Source organism: Rhizobium sp. 01T417, from assembly GCF_056398905.1.
The window spans coordinates 78,678-97,297 of the sequence record NZ_JBFTQH010000039.1 but is presented as its reverse complement, the minus strand read 5'-3'; the positions used below and the strand labels follow the sequence as shown (position 1 = coordinate 97,297).

At 58.8% G+C, this 18,620-nt stretch carries 17 protein-coding genes; 4 read left to right on the top strand and 13 right to left on the bottom strand.

Annotation, left to right across the window (positions count from 1 at the left end):
• Positions 1-103: 103 nt before the first annotated feature.
• The 11 genes from AC1DPR_RS26355 to AC1DPR_RS26305 form a co-directional block, all read right to left on the bottom strand.
• Positions 104-322, bottom strand: a complete 219-nt coding sequence (locus AC1DPR_RS26355; protein WP_477817485.1) for a hypothetical protein — start codon at positions 320-322, stop codon at positions 104-106.
• Complete coding sequence (locus AC1DPR_RS26350; protein ID WP_477817484.1) at positions 319-1,074, bottom strand: COG4280 domain-containing protein; 756 nt, start codon at positions 1,072-1,074, stop codon at positions 319-321. The genes AC1DPR_RS26355 and AC1DPR_RS26350 overlap by 4 nt, the downstream gene beginning before the upstream one ends.
• 28 nt (positions 1,075-1,102) lie before the next feature.
• Positions 1,103-2,146 carry an ABC transporter ATP-binding protein gene (locus tag AC1DPR_RS26345; protein WP_477817483.1) on the bottom strand — a complete coding sequence of 348 codons (1,044 nt, stop codon included), beginning with the start codon at positions 2,144-2,146 and terminating at the stop codon, positions 1,103-1,105.
• Entirely contained in the window at positions 2,127-3,857 is a 1,731-nt protein-coding gene (locus AC1DPR_RS26340) for an ABC transporter permease (protein ID WP_477817482.1), read from the bottom strand. The genes AC1DPR_RS26345 and AC1DPR_RS26340 overlap by 20 nt, the downstream gene beginning before the upstream one ends.
• 63 nt (positions 3,858-3,920) lie before the next feature.
• Positions 3,921-4,922 carry an ABC transporter substrate-binding protein gene (locus tag AC1DPR_RS26335; RefSeq protein ID WP_477817481.1) on the bottom strand — a complete coding sequence of 334 codons (1,002 nt, stop codon included), beginning with the start codon at positions 4,920-4,922 and terminating at the stop codon, positions 3,921-3,923.
• 92 nt (positions 4,923-5,014) lie between these two features.
• Entirely contained in the window at positions 5,015-5,923 is a 909-nt protein-coding gene (locus tag AC1DPR_RS26330; RefSeq protein ID WP_477817480.1) for a MurR/RpiR family transcriptional regulator, read from the bottom strand.
• A 125-nt stretch (positions 5,924-6,048) separates the two neighbouring features.
• On the bottom strand, positions 6,049-6,837 hold the full coding sequence (locus AC1DPR_RS26325; protein ID WP_477817511.1) for an ABC transporter ATP-binding protein: 789 nt from the start codon (positions 6,835-6,837) through the stop codon (positions 6,049-6,051).
• A gap of 5 nt (positions 6,838-6,842) precedes the next feature.
• A complete protein-coding gene (locus AC1DPR_RS26320) occupies positions 6,843-7,880 on the bottom strand; it encodes a FecCD family ABC transporter permease (RefSeq protein WP_477817479.1) in 1,038 nt (345 codons plus the stop codon).
• Positions 7,877-8,875, bottom strand: a complete 999-nt coding sequence (locus tag AC1DPR_RS26315) for a FecCD family ABC transporter permease (RefSeq protein WP_477817478.1) — start codon at positions 8,873-8,875, stop codon at positions 7,877-7,879. Before AC1DPR_RS26315 ends, AC1DPR_RS26320 begins: the two co-directional genes overlap by 4 nt.
• A complete protein-coding gene (locus AC1DPR_RS26310) occupies positions 8,872-10,221 on the bottom strand; it encodes an MATE family efflux transporter (RefSeq protein WP_477817477.1) in 1,350 nt (449 codons plus the stop codon). The genes AC1DPR_RS26315 and AC1DPR_RS26310 overlap by 4 nt, the downstream gene beginning before the upstream one ends.
• 60 nt (positions 10,222-10,281) lie before the next feature.
• Positions 10,282-11,277 (bottom strand): ABC transporter substrate-binding protein, encoded by a 996-nt coding sequence (locus AC1DPR_RS26305; RefSeq protein WP_477817476.1) that lies wholly within the window; start codon positions 11,275-11,277, stop codon positions 10,282-10,284.
• 185 nt (positions 11,278-11,462) lie between these two features.
• Between AC1DPR_RS26305 and AC1DPR_RS26300 the strand changes: the two genes are divergently transcribed.
• The 4 genes from AC1DPR_RS26300 (at position 11,463) to AC1DPR_RS26285 (ending at position 15,817) form a co-directional block, all read left to right on the top strand.
• Positions 11,463-12,377 carry a LysR family transcriptional regulator gene (locus tag AC1DPR_RS26300; protein WP_477817475.1) on the top strand — a complete coding sequence of 305 codons (915 nt, stop codon included), beginning with the start codon at positions 11,463-11,465 and terminating at the stop codon, positions 12,375-12,377.
• Positions 12,378-12,999: 622 nt separating this feature from the next.
• Positions 13,000-14,013, top strand: coding sequence for an ABC transporter substrate-binding protein (locus AC1DPR_RS26295; RefSeq protein WP_477817474.1), 1,014 nt, complete (start codon positions 13,000-13,002; stop codon positions 14,011-14,013).
• A gap of 88 nt (positions 14,014-14,101) precedes the next feature.
• Positions 14,102-14,920, top strand: a complete 819-nt coding sequence (locus AC1DPR_RS26290) for an ABC transporter ATP-binding protein (RefSeq protein WP_477817473.1) — start codon at positions 14,102-14,104, stop codon at positions 14,918-14,920.
• Between the two features lie 15 nt (positions 14,921-14,935).
• Positions 14,936-15,817, top strand: coding sequence for an ABC transporter permease (locus AC1DPR_RS26285; protein WP_477817472.1), 882 nt, complete (start codon positions 14,936-14,938; stop codon positions 15,815-15,817).
• Between the two features lie 552 nt (positions 15,818-16,369).
• Here AC1DPR_RS26285 and AC1DPR_RS26280 read toward each other — a convergent pair.
• Together AC1DPR_RS26280 and AC1DPR_RS26275 are read right to left on the bottom strand one after the other, a co-directional pair.
• Positions 16,370-17,791, bottom strand: a complete 1,422-nt coding sequence (locus AC1DPR_RS26280; protein WP_477817471.1) for a sensor histidine kinase — start codon at positions 17,789-17,791, stop codon at positions 16,370-16,372.
• On the bottom strand, positions 17,781-18,449 hold the full coding sequence (locus AC1DPR_RS26275) for a response regulator (protein WP_477817470.1): 669 nt from the start codon (positions 18,447-18,449) through the stop codon (positions 17,781-17,783). The genes AC1DPR_RS26280 and AC1DPR_RS26275 overlap by 11 nt, the downstream gene beginning before the upstream one ends.
• Positions 18,450-18,620 lie beyond the last annotated feature (171 nt).

Genomic DNA, 18,620 nt, shown 5'->3' with positions numbered 1-18,620 from the left:
TCTAATCAGCAGCTTCCGAGTTCTTCACGGCCGACAAATGACGGTTGGCGCAGAAGGACCGCCCGGTCGTATCGGGCAGGCCCCGCGCCGTTGTCCGATTTCGTTAGCCTTTGAGCTTTCGGCGCGCCGCCCTGGCGACGCTTTCGGCGAGGATGAGTAGGCATCCAACGAAAAGGATGCCCGCGCCGAGTAGTCCGTCGATGCCCGCGTATTTAACGAGCGCCGCGACAAACGCGATCAACAAGATGGCGAGCAGTGCGAGTGCCCCGTCATCAATGAACAGACCAACGGTTTCCGAGAGGATCAATTTCAGGACGTTCATCGTGCAACCTGCTTCGTATGAGTGTTAAAGTACTGCTGGAGCATGCGGACAAGGCCGAACGATACGACGATCAGGACGGCAAGTATGGGTATCAACGACAGGTCAGCTCCCGGCCATTCAGCACCTATGCCCTCGCCCACCCAGAAGATGCCGAACGCGCTGAGGAGCAGGCCCACGACGAACTTGAGGCTGTTCTCGGGAACAGCCGAAAGTGGCTTGTGTACAAAAAGGCCGATGATGAGAACCAGCAGGCAGGCAGCTAATGCTCCGATGCTCGCATACCCGATCATTCCATGCCCAGCACCAGTCGCAATGACGATGAAGACCACCTCCACCCCTTCGAGCAGGACGGCTTTGAAGGCTGCGATCGCGGCGAGGACATTGGCGCGCCTGTCCGACGCCTGACGTCGAAGGTTATCGGTCTCCTCGGCGAAGGCTTTCTCCTCGTCATGGAGGGCTATGAATCCCGACGATCTGAGGATCGCCTTTCGCAACCACCGCAACCCGAAAAGTATCAGCAGGGTCCCGATCACAAACTGCATAAGTTCGATGGGGATCATCCCGAGCAACGGCCCTAGCGCCAGTACCAGGATCGCCAGGACCACGAGCGCGAGGCCCGTCCCGATAAACGCCGGCCGCCAGCTCTGCGTCACCCCGACAGCCAATATGATGGTGAATGCTTCCACGACCTCCACGAGAGAGCCAAGAAATGACGCCGTCATCGTCGAGGTTATGCTTGTTATTGTTGTCATCTTGCTTTTTCCATTCGGATTTTGAATTTCATGCGGGCAAAACGGTGCATCGCTCCGGAGGGAGCGAGAATGCGAGAGGAACACCCGGCTGCTCCCGACGCGGCCAATCGATCCGCACCAAATCAGCTCCGATTTTAACCTGAAGCCGCCAACAGCGACCGTGGAAGGCGCTGTCCACGACCTCCCCGGTTAGGTTGTTTTCCGGGTAATCGGCCGCAGGTCGACCGTCTTCCGGCCGGACCACAAGCATGGCAGAACCGTTGTGTCCGGGCGAACTGTGCTTGAGGACTGTGCCATTGCCGACGGCGAACCTAAGTTCTCGAGCCGTGCCGTGGATCAGGGAAAAGCCGCCGAGGAAGCGCGCGACAAAAGCATTCGCGGGAGCTGCATAGATGTCCTGCGGCGCAGCGAACTGCACGATTGAGCCGCTATCCATAACCGCCAAACGGTCGGATACGGCCATTGCCTCGACCTGGTCATGCGTGACGTAGACGGCGGTGATGCCCTCGATTCGAATGAGGCGCATCATTTCCGTGCGGAGGTCATCTCGAAGCGCGGCGTCAAGATTGCTGAGCGGCTCGTCCAGCAGCAGCAGGCGCGGCCGCATCGCGAGGCAGCGGGCAATCGCCACACGCTGTTGCTGGCCGCCTGAGAGTTCACTGGGGCGTCGCTCGGCCAATGGACCGAGTTGCGTGATGTCAAGGGCGCGTTCCACTCGCTCAGCAATCGCGGAGCGCCGCAGCCCCCTAACCTCCAGTCCGAAGCTCAGATTCTTCCGGACGGTCATGTGTGGCCACAGGGCGTAGTCCTGGAAGACAAGCCCAACGTTGCGGTCTTCGGGTGGCACCGCAGCATCTCGCGACCATACCGTTTCGCCTTGTATCCGGATGGCACCGCCATCCGGGGTGACGAGCCCGGCAATCGACCTAAGCAATGTCGATTTTCCCGAGCCGCTTGCCCCGACAAGCGCCACGACCTCGCCCTGTCGCACGCTCAGATCGAGCGACTTCAGGACGGGTTTGCCGCCAAGGGATTTTGAAAGCGAGAAACATTCAAGAGCGGGCTGGTTCATCATCAAGCCTCCGATCCGTTTGCAGGTTGTCGATTATTGACCAGATCGCTGCAACCGCCGAGACAGCGACGAGTGTGACCAATGCCAGCGCGCATGCGACAGCGTCACGATCCTGTGTGAAATCATTGACGATCAGGGCGGCAAGCGACGGCCCGGCGCTCGGCATCAGGAACTGCGCCATCGGAAGTTCGAAGACCGACCTGATCAAGGTCACGCCGAACGCCACAGCAACGGCCCGGCGGATGAGCGGAACCACAACGCGTCGAAGATGCTGCATCGGCGTCGCGCCTGACAGCCTGGAGGCTTCGCCCAGCGACGGTCCCAGTCGGTCCAGCGCGGCCAATAGGAAGATCAGGCAGTAAGGGAGAGCCGCGGCGGCATAGCCGACAACAAGGAGCGCTCGTGAACCGTACAGCCCTGTATCCCTGAACCCAATCAGTCGGTTATAGAGAAGGATGTAACCGAACGCCAAAATGATACCGGGGATCGCGACCGTTACCATCGCCATTCCTGCGGAAATCAACCTGGTCGCCCGCGATGACAGAGAGATCCGGTAGGCAAATATCGTAGCAAAGGCGACTGCGAGGCACGCAGCCAAGAAGGCGTACGCAAAGCTCCAAACCAGGGCTTGCCCGGAGGCAGTACCGGTGTCGAACACCGTCCGTAGTGCGTCTAACGAGAAGTTGCCAGGATTCAGGGCCGCAGCGAGCGATACCGTGAAGGCCCTTAGTGTAATAGCAATGAGTGGCAGGGCTGCTGCTGCGATCGTCAGGCTGGCGAGCAGAAAGACGACCAGTGGCTGCCATTGGCCAAGGCTGTATCTCGATAGGTCCCTATTGCGGCCGGTCAGAAACCTCGTGTCCCGGGCACCACCGCTAAATGCCGTGGCTACGATGGAACCAGACACGAGAAACACGAGAAGCAACGCTTGCGCACCCGCTGCGGCGAAGTCCACCGGAAAGCTCGCCGTGGCCGCGTAGATATTGTATGTCAGGAGGCCGAAGTTCATGGACCGGGCGATCGTGTTGGCAATACCGAAATCACCTACAATCTCGGCGAATGTCGTTAGCAGTGCCAAAGCAATGGTGGGCAACAACATCGGGATCACCACTCTTCTGATTGCCTGAAGCGGACGAGCGGATGCCATACGTGCTGCATCGAGAAACTCGCCTCCCATCCCCTGCAGGCGCGAGCGTGCGATGAAATAGGGAACCGGAAACAGAGAAAAAGCCAACACCATCAGCAGGCCGACCGGACTGAAAAACGCGGACGCCTGCTCGGACGTAAGTACGCCAAGATAAACTACGTATCCACCGGGTGACATCAACAGCACCCAAGCGAGACCCTTGAGATAACCCGGCGTAGCGAAAACCACCCAAGGTACGAGCTGCCAGAACTTGCGCCCCTTGACGTTCGTTAGCGTCAAGACGACGGCTAATGCGACTCCGAGAGCAGTGGAAACAATTGCGCCTATAAAGCCAAGCACAACGGTATTGATGATGCCTCTAAGAAGCCGGGGCGAGGAAACTAGCCGGGTCAACGCGGCGATCGAGGGCTCCAATGTCGGCGATACCGGATCGAACATTCGGGGAGTGACGGCCTGTACCAGGACAAGAAGCAGCGGCAGTCCCACCAGCAAGAATGCAATCGTCCAAAGTATCGGCGCTCGCCCTCCCCAATGAGGCTTGTGCAGGCGGAGTTGCACGTTCATGTCATCATTCTCGTCTTTGCGCACGGGAGAGAGGCGCGGCTGCCGTCGCGCCCCTCGATGTCGTCAGGGAACGAATTGATCCCGGAACCATTGCTTCCACTCAACCTCGTTAGCGGATGCAGCCTTGTCGTCGAGAACACTCCAGGTGGACGTATTGTCGACCCGGGCCCCACGACCCGTGACGTCCTTGATGACCGGGGCAAAGTAGCCGTCACCGCCTTCGGTCTTCAACATGGCGGTCTCGCCTTCCTTCGTAAGCAGGAACTGGATGAAGGTCTTCGCCTGATCTTCGTGCTTTGAAACGGCAGCAATGCCAGCACTTGCCGGAATCGCCACAACGCCGTCAGAAGGATAAACGACCGAAACGGGTTCCTTCTTGTCGATCAGCGCGTAAATCGAATTGTCCTGCTGGATTGCAAGTGCCGCCTCGCCGGTAATCAACGACTTGTTCACGGCACCACCACTTGGGATACCGCTGAGCGACTTGTTTGTCAGGATGTTCTGGAGTTCAGACTTTCCGGCGTCCACTCCCTTGGCTTCGAAGTAGCCCGCGAGCCATTGGAAGGCCGGGCCAGAAAGGTTGGGGTCCTTAGCCGCCACCTTGCCCGCGAAGGTGGTCAAATCGGTCCATGATTTCGGGGCCGACGCACCGTTCAGCTTGGCATTGTTAACTGCGATCGCCGTCGTGGAGACACTCACCGGGAAGTATGCCTGGCTTTCCGGTACGAGCTTGCGGCCGAGTTCGGTGTATTCCGCGTTGTCGGCCAAACCGGGCTCTGGCTTGAGGATGCCCTGCTCCGCCAGGCGGTTCATCACAGCAGACCCTTCGACCCAGAGAACGTCGAACTTGGGGTTGTTGCCTTCCGCTGCTACCTTGCCCAGCAATTCACCGGTCGAAAGGCGGACGAGGTCTACCTCGATCCCTGTCTTCTGAGTGAATGCCTTGCTCGCGCTGTCGACGGTATCAAGCGCCGAATAGACCACTAGCTTCTCGGCGGCGGTGGCTTCATCAGCGGCTGCCAGCGCGCCGACAGAAAGACACAATGCGACTATATTTTTGATCATCTGATGGTTTCCCACGAATAGTTTATGATTTGCGCAGAGCGCTCTCGAATTCTATCATTTTTATATTTCGGTATTATTTCAGGATTGACTTTTTACTTGCTGTCGGAGGGGTTGTTTACGCCCCTCTTCTGCCAGAGCTTGTCAATTGATCCTCGGAGCTCGGCGAAGTTGGCGAGTGATTGAAGCGCGGCAGATCGATCATGCGCTGCCATAGCGACGATCATCGCTTCCACGAGGACCAATGTCGCGCCATGCATTGAAAGGTGATCCGCTCGCCCACGGGGCGTGGGGAGGACTTCGGCTGTTCGCTTCCTGATATAAGGCCCGAGCGTATCTCCGACCAATACAACTGGAACTTCGCGCTCTTCCGCGTAGTCGAGAATGACGGAAACTTCACGGTAGATCGGGGCATTGGCGATCATCATCACCGCGTCGCCGGACTGCAACCCCAAAAGGTGGTCAGCAAGGCCAATCCCGCTTTCCGTCAACGCGACTGTCGACAGCCCCAACCGATTGAACTGTAGCGCGGTATAGCTCGCCAGGTGGCCCGAGGGACCGATACCAAATACAAAACGACGCTTAGCGGCGGATAGAATGCCAATTACCCGATCGAAACCCGCAGCGAAATCCGGCTGCGTCATCGCCTCGATGCTTTCCTGATGGACCTTGAGGACGTGGCCAAGTGCCCCGCCCGCCGTGCTGGCCACATCTGCAAGCGTCCGGCTCAGGCGTCCTTCCGGACTGGTGGCCGTCAGATCGGCTAGGATCGCCTCACGTAATGAGAAAAGGCCGTCAAAACCGAGCGATTTGGCGGCGCGGACGACAGTTGCGTCACTGGTGCCAGCCTTCTCGGCGATCTCGGCCGCCGAGTTCAACAGAACGGCTTCCTTCTGGGTACGGAAGAAGGACGCCATCTTCTGCTCTGCCGGAGAAAGGCCGGCAAAGTTGGCTTCAATCCGCTCGTCCAGGGAGATATCGGCTGGCGCTGCTACTTCAGTCATCGGTCATCCTGTCGTAAACACTACAAGCGCATCTTATGCGTAGTGTTTGTTTCAGGAAAATGACAAAGCTGCGATCACCGTCACATCGTGTGGCCGGGAATGCCGATCGTTTGCGGAACGCGAAATCAGCACGTTGGTGGCGCAGCAGATCTGAAAGTACCTATTTCAACCTCGAAGTGTCGTCCAAGGAAGCCGCCTCTGACGTTGAACACGGATTCGATCAGTCCGCATTGAGCAAGTTCGGCGGGTTCGCCTTGGAACCTCATAGCACCAGCTTCCATAAGCAGTATCTTGTCGGCTATGGCGATGGCCTGGTTTATATCATGCATGGCAATGACCACAGCCACGTGACGCTGGCGCGCGAGCCTGCACAGCAATTCGAGAACCTCGACCTGATGCCCGATGTCCAGAAACGACGTTGGTTCGTCTAGCAATAAGATTGACGCTTCCTGGGCAAGCGCTGCCGCGATCCACGCTCGTTGCCTTTCGCCACCCGACAATTCCGAGAGATTCCGGTCAGCATGTCCGACGAGACCCGTCTGCTGCAGCGCCCAGGCGACGGCACTGCTGTCTGATGCCGAGTAGCGGCTAAGCAACCCGATGTGTGCGAACCGCCCTTGCTTCGCCAACTGCTCGACGGTCATTCCTTCCGGTGAGATCGGAGCCTGGGGCAGGAATGAAAGGCGCTTTGCGAGTTCCCTGCGGGACCACCTGGCGATGGGGCGCCCTTCGATAGTTACCTCACCACCGTAGGGTTTGTTGAGGCCTGCCAGCGCGTGCAGCGCCGTGCTCTTTCCGGAACCGTTGGGGCCGATGAGGGCTACGACCTCCCCCGGGTTAACGTCGGACTCGAAACCGTGGACCGCGACCCGCTTGCCGTACTGCACCGATATATTTTTAGCTGACAACAACATTGTGCTCACTGATACCGTCTGAGAAGGGCAACGAAGAAAGGCGCTCCGGCGAAAGCCGTCACAACCCCGATTGGGATTTCCTCTGGGCCGCCGATCAGTCGTCCAACAAGGTCGCCGCCTGTGACTACGGCAGCCCCGAGCAAGGCGGAAAGTGGAAGCACGAGATGTCGGTGTTTGCCCGCGACAAAGCGGCTGATGTGCGGCACGACGAGCCCGACGAACGCAAGCGGACCGACGACCCCGACTGCGCTCGCGGCGAGCAGGCAGGCGACGGCGAGTACGATGCTGAACCAGAATCCGTGTGCGAGCCCGAAGGAACGCGAGGCGTCCTCCTGGACGCTAAGCAGCGCAACAGGGCGATGGATGAACGGGAGTATCGCCAGTCCGACTGCCGTGAAGGGCACAAGGAACCGGACATGCTCCCAGCCACGCGCATAAAGGCTGCCCGAGAACCACTGCATGACGATCTCGATGCGAGCACTGCCCCATCCGACAATGATGCCCATGGACAACGCATGCAGGAATGCACCGATGGCGATTCCGCTGATCGTGAGCTGTAATGCACTCAACTGCCTGCGGAGCGTTAGCGCGTACACCGCCAGCCCACTGACCAGTCCGCCGACGCAGCCGATCAGCGGTAGCCACCGGATCGGGAGGGCGTACAGGGTATTGGAATCCGAATTAAAGCGGTAGACCGCGAAAAAGAGGAAGACGGTGATGGCGAGCGTCGCCCCTTGGGAGATACCGAGTATCGTCGGATCGGCCAACGGGTTTCGCGTGATCGTCTGGAGCAGCGCTCCGGCAACCGCAAAATGCACGCCAACGAGAACCCCCGTGACGATCCTGGGGAGGCGAATGGTCGCGATGATCAGGTTGCCCTCGTCCGATCCCCTGCCCGTCAATACCGCGAAGATTTCCGAGCGAGGCAGGTCGACGACGCCAAGAAAAATCGACAGCACAAACAGGCCGACCGCCGCGCAGGCTAACGCCGCGATTTTGCTGCCGCCAATTTCCTTCCTCTCGGTAGCCGTCTCGTAGGTCATGTCGCCGGTCCCTCGATCGAGATTTTCCGGCGTTGTGTCATGTAAACGAGGACCGGCCCGCCGATGAGAGCGGTGAAAAGGCTGACCGGGATTTCCCTGGGTGGAGCGACGGATCGCGCCAGAACGTCGGCTGTAATGAGCAGGAGACCACCGAGGGCAATGTTGAGCAGGAGGGACCAGAACGCGCCGTCGGGACGAAGCAGCCGGACCAGGTGCGGTGCCGCCAGCCCGACGAAAGCGATTGGTCCGGCCACCGGCGTGACGCCCGCCACCAACGCTATCGCCGCCACGAGGACCACAGGCTTCCACACAGCAAGGTTTACGCCCATGCCCGCGGCTGCATCGTCTCCAAGCGCTAGTAACCCGATCGCCCGGTTGCTGACGAGGGCTATTGCGAGACCCGCAAAAAGCCAGGGAAGCATATAGCCAACCTGGGGCCAAGACCGACCCTGGAAGCCGCCAGATAGCCAGAAAAGAACGGAGGGAGACTGCGGTCCACCCCTGAGCAAGACATAGGTCGTTACCGCATTGAGGAATAACGCAATCGTAATGCCGCCAAGTGCCATTTGAAGCGGCGATCCTCGACCGCCGCGGTTGATCCAGATCGTCATGCCTGCGGCGACCAGTCCGCCAACCATCCCGATGGGCGGATAATAGAAAGACGAAACTGCAGGGAAGAAGATGAAGGTGGCTACTATCGCCGTCACGGCCCCAGCAGAGACCCCCGTTAGGTCCGGCGCTGCGAGTGGGTTTCGCGTGATCGACTGCAGGAGATACCCGGAAACGGCTAGCGCGCCGCCGGCAACAAAGGCCGCAATGCTTCTTGGCATTCGCAGTGTCCAGACGATGATGCCATCGGTGCCAACATTTGGGGACATGAGGGCCCGAATGGCCTGATAATACGTCATCGGCTTGGCACCGACCAAAAGGCCGGTCACCATCACGATAACTCCTGCCAACGCGAACGTAACAACGAGGCCAGCCGAGCGTATCATGGCAGCGCCTCTCGCGTTGGAGCAGTGCCGCCGGCGCTCTCGAAGAGAGCCACCAATCCCGCGGCGGCAGCAATCAAGCCCGCTCCCATTCCGATCCAGACGCCAAGCACGCCGGGAAGCAAGTGGAACCCGACCAACCAGGCCGTCGGAGCCCCCACCAGCCAATAGCTGCCAATGGTTATCCAGAACCCGACCCCAGCACGACCGACCGCCCGCACTGCACCGATGGCAATGTTCTGGGCGAAGTCGAAGACCTGGATCGCCGCTGCGAGGAGGAGGAGACCCCTTGCGGCCTGGTATGCGGCTTTGTCGTGGTCCGGTGTCACCGAAAAGAAGGCAAGCACTCGGTCGGGAACGGTTAGGAAAATGGCCGAAAAGGCGAGCACGACAACCAGTCCGAGGAAAAGTCCGGCCCGGCCCGCCTTAACGGCAAGCGATGCTTCGCGCGCTCCAACAGCCTCGCTCACACTTATCGAGGTCGCATGCGACAACCCGATCGAAATCATGAAGACGATGTAGACCAGCTGGTTCACAGTGGCATGGGCAGCCAGTGCCGATGTACCGTACACTCCGGCCATCAAAGCTATTAGCGTCGTGAAGCCTGCTTCCGATCCATACGAGCCAGCGGTCGGGAGTCCAATCCTCATTATGCGGTCAATCGTGCCGGGTAGCGTAATGCCAGCCTGATCCGAATTGAAATGAGATGTGCGGTGGGTAATCGCCGCGATAGCCAGGAATTGCAGGAGGTACGAGATCGAACTGGATGCAGCCACCCCCGGAACTCCGAGAAGTGGCAAACCCAACCTCCCGAACAGGAATCCGTAGTCCAGCACCGCGTTCACGACGACTGTACCGAGGGTGATGAAAAGCAATAGCTTGGCCCGTCGCGTTCCTACGACCACCCCGCGATAGGCGTAGAACCAAAAGAGCGGGAACATCCCTGGCGCGATATAGGCGAGATACTCGGTCGTCCCCTCGACGATGAACTCATCTTGACCGAACCATGGCAACGTATAGCCGGCGGCGAGAAGCGCTGCCGCCGCGACAGCCGCGGCACCCGTTGCCACCAGGAAAGCCGCGTGAAGATGTACACGGAACAGGCCGAAGCTTGCGCGCTCCGCAACGATGTTGGATGTGCCGACGAGCAATCCAAATCCCATGGTTCGCAGGAGATTGAAAATGGTGAATCCGAGAGCGCCGACGGCAAGCGCCGTTCCCCCCGACCAGCCCAGCATGACCATGTCAGTCGTGGAAATAGCGACCTGCGCGAGTTGTACTGCGGAAAGCGGCGCGGCGAGCGCGGCGATCCGCCGGGCTTGAGTGAGGCCAGGATAGATATGCGACACAGAGTTGATCCTGAGATTTCAGGCCGAGCCGGGACGATATCCGGCCCGTCTCGACAAGATTCAATTGACGCTTGCGGGTATCATCCTCCGGGACTCCGCTTTCACGTCGACAGCGGGAAATGCGTCCGGGTAGAGATGGTGGGCGGCTTCGCGCAGGACCATCTGGCGGCCGATCGGCCCATGGGCTTCCACCCAGTGGTCGCCGACGTAGTAGACCCGGCCGTTCTTGACCGCCGAAAGCTGCGCCCAGATCGGATTGTTCTCGTGAGGGCGATCCGGACCGTAGTCATAGACGAATATCACCTCCGGGTCCTTCTCGAGCATCGTCTCGAGGCTCAGTTCCACGCCCCAATTGTCCGGAACCGAAGGCGTCGGGTTTTGCCCGGCGATGTTTTCGCCTCCCAGTGCGACGAGGATCGCGGCTGTCATGTTTTCCGAACGGAAGACCCATGGGGTCTCTCCACCCCACATCACGGCGAAGCGCGGGTGTTTATCCTTGGGAGCCTTCTCACTAAATGCGTCCAGGTCAGCCTTGAACTCTGCGTTGAGTTCCTGTCCCCGCTTTGGTTCCCCGAGGATGGTAGAAAGCTGGGCGATCGTCCGGTCGCTGTCGGCAAAGAGTTCGAGGCTGTAGGCCAGGTACGGAGCGACTTTTTGATACTGTTCCGCGTTCCCCTCCGTGTAGCGGCGGATGGCCACGATCACGTCGGGTTTCGACTGCGCCAACAGTTCGAGATTCGGGGTGGCGCGCTGACCGATTTGCTTTACGTCAGAAAGATACCCACCCAGAAAATCCGGCGTTCTACCCTCAACCATATAGGTTGTCGCGACAGGCTTGATCCCGAGCGCAAGTGCAACGTCGGCTCCAAAGTACGAAACGGACGCAATACGCTTGGCCTTTTGGGGTACAGCTACTGCTGTGCCACGGTCATCGATAACCGTGAAGGTACCTTCCTCGGCAAAGGCCGGCGCGGCCACCGAGGTCGCCATGGTGATACCCGCGGAGAGCACGGTTTTCAGGACCGTTCTTCGTGAAGCCTTCGGAAGTTCGAACATTGTCAATTTCCCCTCTCATGGTCTCAGGCAATTCGTCGGTCAGCTTAGGTTGCACGCAACTCAAGCTAGCCGTCGGAATGGACGGCACGCGCCGCGCTGGTTGGTCCGCCATGGAAACCAGCGCGGCGAACCCTTCCCCGGTATTGCCGCCCCGAGGGAAATGTGGATAGATATACTCCACTTAAATGCAAGCGAAAGATTTTCACGCCCGCATGAGAAACGCTCAAGCCAAGCAGTTCAGGTTCCCGCCTTTGGCGACCCTTCCCGCATTCTCGGTGGTCGCGCGAACGGGGAGTCTCACGATGACCGCCGAGGAGTTGCACCTGACGCCCGGCGCGATCAGCCGACAAATGAAGTCGCTGGAGGACGCTCTTGAAATCCAACTATTCCGGAGAACTCATAACTCGATTGCACTCACCGACGCCGGGCGGCAGTACCTTGCCCACGTCAACGCCGCACTGGCGACCATCGAAAACGGAACGCGCGCTTTGCAACCGGATCGTGCTGAGATCGTCATCCAAGCTCCCATAACCTTGGCGCGGCGATGGCTCATTCCCCGCCTTGGCTCTTTTCGGCATGAGCATCCAACCATCGATCTGAACATCCAATCACTCGCGCTGGGAGCGAGCCAGGCGCCGAATATTGTCATGACCTATAGGCGGGGTTTGACGGAAGGCGAATTCGAACACGCGTTCCTCCTCGATAGGACAATCGCCGTTTGCTCACCTCTTCTCGTAAACGCCGCCTCACAGGGTTCACCGCAATCCGTTCTCGACCTGCCGATCTTGCTGGACACAGCTGATGCTTGGTCCTGGCGAACCTGGAGCGCGGCTGCGGGTCTGGAGTTCAGGGCGCGAGGCGGCACCATAGCCTTCGATACGGACGAGGCGTCCATTGATGCCTGCATATCTGGACTGGGCATCGGCCAGGCGAGCCCGTCCCTTGTCGAGAAGGAACTCAGGGAAGGCCAACTTCTTGCTCTTTTTTCAAGTATCCAGCCGATAGTTGGTGCCTACGAGATCGTCAGCTCGGACGTCACAGAGGCGGCGGATGCATTCAATCGTTGGCTTATATCCTGGCGTGATGCCGGCAATCCATAGGATCCCGCCGGACCATTTGATGCCGCACAAAGGCGAGTCTGGGCCACCGCCTAACGGCCGGCCGCATTCGTATACTGCCATTTCGACACCTAGATCGCCTAGTCGAGAAAGCGTCGGAGCAGTGCCCTGCCCCTTGCGTCCCCCCGCTCAATTCGACCGCCAGGTCGTCGGGCTCGTATGCTGGAAGGCTATCAAGCGGAATGCCCCGAACAAATACTAGAGCTTGGCCCGTCTACCGCCGATACCCTTTCAAAATCGAGTCCGATATGGCTGAGAAGAAATGCCATGCGTTTTCCTCGATCCGTTGACCGAGGTTGATCAGAAAGGTTCGGGGCTGGCCGGCACATGCCGGGCTTGCAATGTTTTCTGGGCGGGAACGAAATTCATCGAGGCCTCGGGGGTCGTGGGGATCCCAAAGAACGTCGGCCCTTAAAATCTCCGCACTCTGTCCACGATTGTATGCTTTCGTAAGATTTTGCTTTTCTACGAAGGCCCTATCGCGCTAGCCGAACCACTGAAAGCTAGTTGAAAGCTTCGAGCGGCTACCAACGAGCTGCATCGTGGAGGAAGCACTTGTATCGTGATGACAGGCGATGCGTAACTCATACTGGAGGAGACCTTAATGCGTTCGTCACGCAGTCTTTTTAATACCATCGCTGTTTCCGCGATGATCGCCGCCGCGTCGTTTGGTGCATCCACGGCCCGCGCCGCTGACAAGATCACCATCATGGTTGGCGGTTACGAAAAGCAAATCTACCTGCCCGCAAAGCTCGCCGAGTCCCTCGGATACTTCAAGGATGAAGGCCTGGACGTCGAGCTTCTGAATGAAGCCGCAGGCGTCGACGCCGAGAACCAATTGCTAGCCGGTGCCGTCCAGGGCGTTGTTGGTTTCTACGACCATTGTGTCGACCTTCAGGCCAAGGGCAAGTTCGTCGAGTCCATCGTCCAGTTCAGCCAGGCACCAGGCGAAGTTGAACTCGTCTCCACGAAGCAACCGGACATCAAGTCGCCGGCAGACTTCAAAGGCAAGAGCCTTGGCGTAACGGGCCTTGGCTCGTCTACCAATTTCTTGACCCTCTACATGGCCTCGAAGGCTGGGTTGCAGCCCGGCGACGTCGTCACCATCCCCGTAGGCGCAGGCGCGACGTTCATCGCCGCCATGCAGCAGGATCAGATCCAGGGTGGGATGACGACCGAGCCGACGATCTCGCGCATGTTGAAGACAGGAGAAGCAACTGTCCTCGTCGACATGCGAACCGTCGAGGCGACGCGACAGGCGCTTGGCGGCACCTATCCTGCGGCATCGTTCTACGTCGAAACCGCCTGGGCGGATGCTCACAAGGACGACGCCCAGAAGCTGGCCAATGCGTTCGTGAAGACACTCCGCTACATCAACACGCACTCGGCGGCCGAGATCGCTGACAAGATGCCGAAGGACTTCTACGTCGGCGACAAGGACGGGTACGTCAAGGCACTCGACCAGGGCAAGGGCATGTTTACACCAGACGGCGTGATGCCGGAAGACGGTCCCAAGACAGTCCTGGCGGTCCTTTCGGAATTCTCGAAGAACGTCAAAGGCAAGCAGATCGACTTGTCAAAGACTTACACGACTGAGTTCGTAAAGAACGTAAAGTAAGTCACGTTGCGCCACTTCCGTCCAGTCGGAAGTGGCTCCCACCCTGGGCATCGCGTGTGCGCCCTCAAAACCACGCACAGGTATCACCATGAATCAGGACAACAAGCAGATCCCCGCGATCGAGCTGATCAATGTTAGCCGTCGCTTTGTTTCCCCGACCGGAAAGTCATTGACGGCACTGCGCGATTTCAACATGACGGTTGGCCGTGGAGAGTTCGTTGCAGTCGTCGGCCCAACGGGTTGCGGCAAGTCGACCACTCTCAATCTGGTCACAGGTCTTGCAAAGCCCAGTGCAGGTGAAGTTCGCTTGATGGGCGGCCCAATCAACGGCATAGACCCTCGTGTTGGCTTCGTGTTCCAGACCGACGCTCTCTTCCCCTGGAAGAACGTCCTCGACAACGTCATGTCCGGCCCGCTCTTCCGTGGCAAGTCGCGGGCTGAAGCCGAGAAAGGCGCAAGGGATTGGCTCGCACGCGTCGGGCTATCCAAGTTCATCCATCACTATCCCCATCAGTTGTCCGGTGGAATGCGAAAGCGCGTTTCGCTCGCGCAGACGTTCATCAACGAACCTGAAATCCTGCTAATGGACGAGCCGTTCTCGGCCTTGGACGTCCAGACCCGCACTGTAATGCACGAAGAACTCCTGAAGCTTTGGGCGGATCGGAAAGCGTCGGTCATTTTCGTCACCCACGACCTCGAGGAGGCCGTCGCGCTCGCCGACAAGGTCTACGTGCTGACCGCAGGTCCGGCGACCGTGAAGTCGGTCTACACGATCGACCTGCCCCGCCCGCGCGTTGTCTCCGAAATCCGTTATGACCAGACCTTCATCGACTACTGCAAGACGATCTGGGACGACCTGCGGCAAGAGGTCGAGACCAGCTATCGGCGCGCAAGCGAAGCAGCGTAAGGGAGGAAATCAGACATGGCACACACGACTTTCGGGGCCGCAACCGCGCCAATCTTCTCCGCCGGCACCTCCGATGCCGAAATTGAAGCTACTGCGCTGAAAGCCATAAAACGCCGGAAGAACCTCGTTCTCTTCTGGCAGGTATTTATCCTGGTAGCTGTCGTCGGCATGTGGGAGCTCTCCTCCAACATGCAGTGGATCGATCCGTTCTTCTATTCAAGTCCCAGCGAGGTGATGGCGAGGCTCTACGAATGGGCGACGCAGGGGACCACTGAAGGCTCGCTCTGGTACAATCTCTGGGTCACAATGGAAGAAGCCCTGATCGGATTCTTCGCGGGATCGATCACCGGCGTGTTCGTAGGCATCGGCCTTGGCCGCAACAAGTTCCTGTCGGACATTTTCTCGGTCTACATCAAGGCGATCAACTCGATCCCGCGTGTGGTCCTCGCGCCAATCTTCATCATGATCATGGGCCTTGGGCTGCCGTCCAAGGTCGCTCTCGCCTTCATCATGGTGTTCTTCGTGGTGTTCGCCAACGCCTTCCAGGGCGTCCGCGAAGCAGACCGGAACATGATTGCAAACGCTCGCATCCTCGGCGCGTCCGACTGGCAGGTAACGCGAACCGTCGTCATCCCGTCTGCCATGAGCTGGATCTTCGCCAGCCTGCACGTATCCTTCGGCTTCGCGATCATTGGTGCAATCGTCGGCGAGTTCGTCGGTGCGCGGTTCGGCATCGGCCAGCTGATTTCAATCGCAAAAGGAACATTCGATGCTGCTGGAATGTATGCCGCGATCCTGCTTGTGATGGTCGTTACGCTTTTTGCCGAATTCATCATGACGCTGATCGAAAACAGGCTTGCCAAATGGCGTCCGCAACAGCACATCGACACGCAATAAGCAGCTAGTCCTCCCAAGGACCACGGGGCTGGGTTCGTACGGACCCGGCCTCATCTATTTCTTGCGTCAACCGAAGTAACATATTGATTTAAAGCAATAGATGGCCACCATCAGGCACCTGTAAACGCCCAGCAATTAGAATCAAAGCTACGGGGGCCCCGCCCACTGATCCAGCGTCGCTTATCGTCAACGCAGCGCCACCATTGAAAAACAGGATGGAGCGATGCTTACCTATGCGTGTTAGTCGGCTGCGCAGAGTTGCCCAAAGATGGATCCGGTCCATTGCTTTGTCGACAAAATGCCCGTATATGTTGTGCAGTCGGTGGTTAACGTGGGTAACACCTCCCATCCCATGCACCGACCGTTCCCCTCTGGAGGTTTTCAAACCTCCACACCTTGGGCCTCGACAATCGATGGCCCTATTTTTTTGGTGCTAGCATCTGTTGCGACAGTCCAGCCTCCAGGGTTCATGGAAGGCCTTTCAGCTTGAAGACCTTGCCCTGTCAGCCTGGTTTCTTGCGAGGCTGAGCATCTTGGGGCCCGCTAACGCGCTCAGTGTTTGGCTCTTGCAGGCAGCCGAACGGTTACCACCAGTCCGCCACCCTTGGCGTCATCCAACCAAAGGGTTCCACCGGCACCCGTCGCAACCTCAAGAACGATGGCTAGCCCCAAGCCGCTTCCCTCCTCTTCGGTGCCCATAATGCGATAGAAGCGCTCGAGGACGTGCTCGCGCTCCATTGGGTGAATTCCCGGCCCGTTGTCCTCGACACGAAGCACGGCTGTCCCATTTTGTCGCGTTACGGCCACAGTGACCCGGCCAGGCGCAGGCGTGTAGCGGATGGCGTTGTCAACGAGGTTTACCAGCATCTCCCGCAGCATGGTGCCGTCGCCCTCAACGTCGACGGAACCATTTTCCTCCAGCCCGATGTCGATGCCACGGCGCAGCGCTTCCTCGGCTTGCGTGCCGAGTACCTCCCTTGCAACGGTGACGAGATCGACAACGTCTGTCCGTGGCCGTCTGCTTCCAGGCTCTGCGCGGGACAGGGTCAGGAGCTGACTGGCAAGCCGCGATATCTGCTGCGTGCTGTTGCGAAGCGCCTGTAGGGCCTCATCGCGGCGCTCTGTATTTTTCTCCCTTGCCGCAACGCTGGCCTGCGTTGAAATGAGCGCAAGGGGCGTGCGGAGTTGATGTGCTGCGTTCGAGACAAATCGCCGTTGAGCGGCCATTTGGTTTTGGACCCGCTCCATATGGTCGTTGAGCGCGAGAACCAGTGGGCGCAGCTCGGATTGCACCATCGACGGTGACAAAGGGTCGAGCCGATCTCGACCTCTCTCACGAACCGCATCGCGCAATCTAAGCACGGGAGCGAGCCCCCGCTGGAGACCAATAATCGTGACAACACCCGCGAGGAGCACGAGGACAACCTGCTTCGTGAAATCCGAGAACCACAGACGGCGCCGCAACGCATTCTGAGCGTTGTGGGTGACCGCAACCGTCACGGCGATTTCGCCGTCTTTGGGGAGCCCAACAACCGGGTGGTTCAGCGTCAGCGCTCGTACCCCGGCGTTACGAAAGGCACGATCCTGCCCTACCCGCTCGACCGTCGGCAATGGCAGTTCGGGATATCCCGCGACTAGATTTCCCCAAGCCGTAATGACTTGGTAGAAGACTTGATCCCCGTATCCAGTATCGAACATTTCGATTGCCGCAGGCGGGACATCAACCTCAACGGTACCTCCTGCGTCAACGCGAACCGCTTCCGCGATGACGCGGGCCGAGGCAAGCAGCGTATGGTCTGTAACAAGCTTCGACGCGGCGTCTGCGGTTCGGAAGCTGTCGTAAATATTGAAACAGATCGCGCCGAAGAGCGTCAGGATCACCCACGCAAGCAGTTGCGCTCGCAGGCTTTCGCGAAGCCGCCCGAAAACCGACCGCGGATAGTTGTACCACGCCAGCCGCATATCACTGTGCATCTCGGAGCAGATAGCCTAGACCACGCAACGTCGCGATCTGCGCTGAGCTTCTCTCAAGCTTCTTGCGCAGACGGTGAACATAAATCTCGATTGCAGTCGGGTCGGCCTCGTCATCGAAACCGAATACGCTCTCGGACAGCGTGGCCTTTGACACCGTGGTCCCCACCTTCATAACCAAGTATTCCAGCACCGCGTGTTCGCGCGGAGTAAGGGCTAGCGGTTCACCGCCGATGAAGAACTGACGCGTTGAGCCAGCAAATCTCAGATCGCCCACCATGATTTCGGGCGCGGCCCTGTCTTGCCCGCGTCGTACGACCGCTCTGATCCTGGCTTCCAGTTCCGCGATTTCGAAGGGCTTCGCGAGGTAGTCGTCCGCGCCGCCATCAAGCCCGGCTACCCGACCGTCAAGGCTGGCATTGGCCGTCAAAATAATCACGGGCACCTTCTCGCCGCTTTGACGGATGCGTTTCAACAACGTCATGCCATCGATCTTGGGAAGGGAGAGGTCAAGAATGACCACCGAATAGCTCGCGACTTTGAGCATCAACTCGGCATCTTCGCCGTCGAAGGCGATGTCCACTGCATACTGGGCTTGCCGAAGCGCCTTGCCGAGCCAATCGGCAAGTTCTTTGTTGTCTTCAACGATAAGGATTTTCATAGTCTGTCCCTAGCACATGCGAGCCGTTTGTTGAATGCGAGAGAGCTTCAATAAAAACCCCATGTGTGCGAGATAGCTCGATATGACCATCGATTGTCGGCAGCGGTTAAGACGGGCTTTCGTGCGAACCCGCCAGAACTCCTGGATTAACACGCCGCGCCGTATAGGCTG

Bases quoted from the DNA above. Each gene is read 5' to 3' on its own strand.
- AC1DPR_RS26355 (WP_477817485.1), bottom strand. From the start codon at position 322: ATGAACGTCCTGAAATTGATCCTCTCGGAAACCGTTGGTCTGTTCATT.
- AC1DPR_RS26280 (WP_477817471.1), bottom strand. From the start codon at position 17,791: ATGCACAGTGATATGCGGCTGGCGTGGTACAACTATCCGCGGTCGGTT.
- AC1DPR_RS26295 (WP_477817474.1), top strand. From the start codon at position 13,000: ATGCGTTCGTCACGCAGTCTTTTTAATACCATCGCTGTTTCCGCGATG.
- AC1DPR_RS26330 (WP_477817480.1), bottom strand. From the start codon at position 5,923: ATGACTGAAGTAGCAGCGCCAGCCGATATCTCCCTGGACGAGCGGATT.
- AC1DPR_RS26315 (WP_477817478.1), bottom strand. From the start codon at position 8,875: ATGATACGCTCGGCTGGCCTCGTTGTTACGTTCGCGTTGGCAGGAGTT.
- AC1DPR_RS26285 (WP_477817472.1), top strand. From the start codon at position 14,936: ATGGCACACACGACTTTCGGGGCCGCAACCGCGCCAATCTTCTCCGCC.
- AC1DPR_RS26325 (WP_477817511.1), bottom strand. From the start codon at position 6,837: ATGTTGTTGTCAGCTAAAAATATATCGGTGCAGTACGGCAAGCGGGTC.
- AC1DPR_RS26335 (WP_477817481.1), bottom strand. From the start codon at position 4,922: ATGATCAAAAATATAGTCGCATTGTGTCTTTCTGTCGGCGCGCTGGCA.
- AC1DPR_RS26345 (WP_477817483.1), bottom strand. From the start codon at position 2,146: ATGAACCAGCCCGCTCTTGAATGTTTCTCGCTTTCAAAATCCCTTGGC.
- AC1DPR_RS26340 (WP_477817482.1), bottom strand. From the start codon at position 3,857: ATGAACGTGCAACTCCGCCTGCACAAGCCTCATTGGGGAGGGCGAGCG.
- AC1DPR_RS26305 (WP_477817476.1), bottom strand. From the start codon at position 11,277: ATGTTCGAACTTCCGAAGGCTTCACGAAGAACGGTCCTGAAAACCGTG.
- AC1DPR_RS26320 (WP_477817479.1), bottom strand. From the start codon at position 7,880: ATGACCTACGAGACGGCTACCGAGAGGAAGGAAATTGGCGGCAGCAAA.
- AC1DPR_RS26300 (WP_477817475.1), top strand. From the start codon at position 11,463: ATGCAAGCGAAAGATTTTCACGCCCGCATGAGAAACGCTCAAGCCAAG.
- AC1DPR_RS26275 (WP_477817470.1), bottom strand. From the start codon at position 18,449: ATGAAAATCCTTATCGTTGAAGACAACAAAGAACTTGCCGATTGGCTC.
- AC1DPR_RS26350 (WP_477817484.1), bottom strand. From the start codon at position 1,074: ATGACAACAATAACAAGCATAACCTCGACGATGACGGCGTCATTTCTT.
- AC1DPR_RS26290 (WP_477817473.1), top strand. From the start codon at position 14,102: ATGAATCAGGACAACAAGCAGATCCCCGCGATCGAGCTGATCAATGTT.